The sequence below is a fragment of the Variovorax sp. 20P10.2.4 genome, assembly GCF_058244205.1.
In genome coordinates, this window is record NZ_JBZAYE010000748.1 from 1 (window position 1) to 3243 (window position 3243).

5 protein-coding genes are annotated in these 3243 nt (G+C 70.0%); 4 read left to right on the forward strand and 1 reads right to left on the reverse strand.

What is annotated here, in order from left to right; translation table 11 throughout:
• A partial coding sequence (locus tag AC27VN_RS36810) for a response regulator (RefSeq protein WP_490879836.1) occupies window positions 1-365 on the forward strand: 365 nt, incomplete at its 5' end.
• A gap of 69 nt (window positions 366-434) precedes the next feature.
• On the opposite strand, the gene AC27VN_RS36815 is transcribed toward AC27VN_RS36810, so the two are convergent.
• Window positions 435-1937, reverse strand: coding sequence for a cryptochrome/photolyase family protein (locus tag AC27VN_RS36815; protein WP_490879837.1), 1503 nt, complete (start codon window positions 1935-1937; stop codon window positions 435-437).
• On the opposite strand from AC27VN_RS36815, the gene AC27VN_RS36820 reads away from it, so the two are divergent.
• The 3 genes from AC27VN_RS36820 to AC27VN_RS36830 all read left to right on the forward strand — a co-directional run.
• Window positions 1938-2537 carry a YqgE/AlgH family protein gene (locus tag AC27VN_RS36820; protein WP_093347901.1) on the forward strand — a complete coding sequence of 200 codons (600 nt, stop codon included), beginning with the start codon at window positions 1938-1940 and terminating at the stop codon, window positions 2535-2537.
• Between the two features lie 11 nt (window positions 2538-2548).
• Window positions 2549-2989 (forward strand): Holliday junction resolvase RuvX, encoded by a 441-nt coding sequence (ruvX, locus tag AC27VN_RS36825; RefSeq protein ID WP_398500452.1) that lies wholly within the window; start codon window positions 2549-2551, stop codon window positions 2987-2989.
• The coding region (locus AC27VN_RS36830) for a type I phosphoribosyltransferase (protein ID WP_490879838.1) at window positions 2986-3243 on the forward strand (258 nt) is incomplete at its 3' end. The genes ruvX and AC27VN_RS36830, both read left to right, overlap by 4 nt.

Consider the following 3243-nt stretch of genomic DNA (forward strand, 5'->3'; position numbering starts at 1 on the left):
ACGACTCCATCACCGTGCGCCGCGTCACGCAGCGCCTGCTGCAGCGCGAAGGCTACCGGGTCTCGCTGGCGGCCGACGGCCTGCAGGCGCTCGAGCGGCTGCAGCAGGAACGCCCGGCGGTCGTGCTGTCCGACATCGAGATGCCGCGCATGGACGGCTTCGACCTCGCGCGCAACATCCGCGGCGACGCGGCGCTGGCCGAGCTGCCGATCATCATGATCACCTCGCGCATCGCCGAGAAGCACCGCGACTATGCGCGCGACCTCGGCGTGAACCACTACCTCGGCAAGCCCTACTCCGAAGAAGAGCTGCTGCGGCTGGTGCGCGCCTACACCAGCGATACGGCGACGCTCGCGGCGGCCTGAGGCGCGCGCCTGCGAAAAAGCCCGGACGGCGACGCGCCTCCGGGCTTTTTCTTTGGGGGACGGCCGGCGCTACTTCTTCGCCAGCGCCTTGCTGCGCGCCACCGCGTAGCGCTGCAGCGTGCGCTCGCGCGCCTCGGCATGGTCGACCACCGGCACCGGGTAGTTCTCGCCGAGCTTCACGCCCGCCGCTTCCAGCTCCACCGGCGTCGCCGTCCACGGCGAATGGATCGCGCCGTTCGACAGCCCCGCGAGCTGCGGCAGGTAGCGCCGGATGAACTTGCCGTCGGGGTCGAAGCGCTCGCTCTGCGTCACCGGGTTGAAGATGCGGAAGTAGGGCTGCGCGTCGCAGCCGCTCGAGCTCGCCCATTGCCAGCCGCCGTTGTTCGACGCCAGCTCGAAGTCGTTGAGGTGCAGCGCGAAGTAGGCCTCGCCGCGGCGCCAGTCGAGCCCCAGGTCCTTGCACAGGAAGCTCGCCACCACCATGCGCAGCCGGTTGTGCATGTAGCCGCTCTGGTTGATCTGCAGCATGGCCGCGTCGACCAGCGGATAGCCGGTGCGGCCCTGGCACCAGGCCTCGAACAGCTGGTCGGCATGCTTGCCGTGGTGCCACTGGATCTTGTCGTACTCGGGGCGGAAGCTCTTCGACTCGCCCTTGGCGTGCACGTGCGGGAAATGGGCCAGGATCTGGAAGTAGAAGTCGCGCCAGATCAGCTCGCTGAGCCAGGTCGCGGCGCCCGCGTCGCCCCGCAGCGAGAGCTGGCGTGCCACGCCCGCCACCTGCCGGATCGACACCGTGCCGAAGCGCAGGTGCACGCCCAGGTAGCTGGGCCCGCGCACCGCCGGATAGTTGCGCGCCGCCTCGTAGCGCTCGATGCGCTCGAAGAAGTCCTCGAACAGGATCGCCGCGCCGCGCGTGCCGGTGGGGATCTCGAGCGTGCCGAGGTTGCTCTTGGCGAAGCCCAGCGCCTCGAGCGAGGGCACCGGCGCGCGCCAGCCCTCGGGCGGCGGCACCAGGGCGTCGGCATGGCCGCGGCTCGGGTAGGACTTGAGGAAGAAGTCGTCGACCTTGGCCAGCCAGGCCCGCTTGTAGGGCGTGAAGACCGTGTAGGGCTGGCCGGTCTTGGTCATCAGCTCGTCGCGCTCGAAGACCGTCGAGTCCTTGTGGGTGTGGAAGCTCACGCCCGCATTGGCCAGCGCGCCGAACACGCCGGCGTCGCGCGCCAGCGCCTCGGGCTCGTCGTCGCGGTTGGCGAACACCGCCTGCACCTCGAGCGCGCGCGCCAGCGCCGGGATCTCCTCGGCCGCCGCCGCATGCCGCACGATCAGCCCGCCGCCGAGCGCGCGCAGCTCCTCGTCGAGCTCCAGCAGCGATTCGCGGATGAATTCCACCCGCCGGTCGACCCGCGGCAGGGGGTCGAGGATCGCCGTGTCGAACACGAACACGCAGACCAGCTGGCGGCAGCTTCGCAGGGCGTGGTAGAGGGCCGCGTTGTCGTCCACGCGCAGGTCGCGGCGGAACCACATGAGCCCTTTGGGGTAGGTCTTGTCGACGGCCAGTAAAATCGGAGGCATATGGCTTCCGATTCTGCCCCGATGAACCTGACGCATCACTTTTTGATAGCGATGCCGGGCCTGGAAGACAAGACCTTCAACCGCAGCGTCGTCTACCTGTGCGAGCACAGCGAGCGCGGCGCCCTGGGCCTGGTCATCAACAAACCCAGCGACATCAACCTCAAGGTGCTGTTCGAGAAGATCGAGCTGCACCTCGCGCGCCCCGAGCTCGGCGAGGCCCCGGTCTTCCAGGGCGGCCCGATGCAGACCGAGCGCGGCTTCGTGCTGCACGAGCCGGTCTTCACCGAGGCCGACAAACCCGAGGAATCGGTCTACGCCTCGACCATGACCATTCCCGGCGGCCTCGAGATGACCACCTCGAAGGACGTGCTGGAGGCCCTGGCCACCGGCGCCGGCCCGCGCAAGGTGCTGGTCTCGCTGGGCTACGCGGCCTGGGGCGAGGGCCAGCTCGAGTCCGAACTGGCCGAGAACAGCTGGCTCACGGTGGGCGCCGACCCGGCCGTGATCTTCGACACCCCCATCGACCAGCGCTACGACAAGGCGCTGCTGCTGCTGGGCCTGGAGGCCTGGAAGCTCTCGCCCGACGCGGGGCATGCGTGAACGCCACGGCCATGCCTGACGCGCCAGCTTCCGCTTCCAGCCCCGCTTCTCCTCCCGTTCCCGCCCATTTCCAGAGCTTCCTGGCCTTCGATTTCGGCCAGAAGCGCACCGGCGTGGCGAGCGGCAACCGGCTGCTGCGCGGCGCCACGCCGCAGGCCACCATCAAGGCCGAGGGTGCCGATGCCCGCTTCGCGCAGGTCGAGGCGCGCATCCGCGAGTGGCAGCCCGATGCGCTGGTGGTGGGCGTGCCCTTCCATCCCGACGGCGCCGCGCACGAGAACACCCGGCGCGCGCAGAAGTTCGCGCGCCAGCTGCGCGGCCGTTTCAACCTGCAGGTGTTCGAGGTCGACGAGCGCTACAGCACCACCGAGGCGCTCTCCCAGGGCGCGCGCGATGCCGATGCCGCCTCGGCCTGCATCATCCTGGAGCAATTCTTGAGGAGTCTTCCGTGAGTTCCACCCCCGCCATTCCCGACGCCGAGGCGCTCTACACGCAACTGCTGGCCGGCGTCCGCGCGCTGCTGCGCCCCGACACCCGGCTGGTGGGCGTCACCTCGGGCGGCGCCTGGCTGGTCGAGCGGCTGCAGAAGGACCTGGGCCTGGCCGGCGCGCCCGGCGTGATCTCCTCGGCCATGCACCGCGACGACTTCGCGCGCCGCGGCCTCGCGGCCAGCGCGCAGACCGCGCTGCCCTTCGATGTCAACGGC

What these genes read in the sequence shown, in the direction of transcription:
- AC27VN_RS36815 (WP_490879837.1), bottom strand. Translation starts at nt 1,937, where the DNA reads ATGCCTCCGATTTTACTGGCCGTCGACAAGACCTACCCCAAAGGGCTC.
- AC27VN_RS36820 (WP_093347901.1), top strand. Translation starts at nt 1,938, where the DNA reads ATGGCTTCCGATTCTGCCCCGATGAACCTGACGCATCACTTTTTGATA.
- ruvX (WP_398500452.1), top strand. Translation starts at nt 2,549, where the DNA reads ATGCCTGACGCGCCAGCTTCCGCTTCCAGCCCCGCTTCTCCTCCCGTT.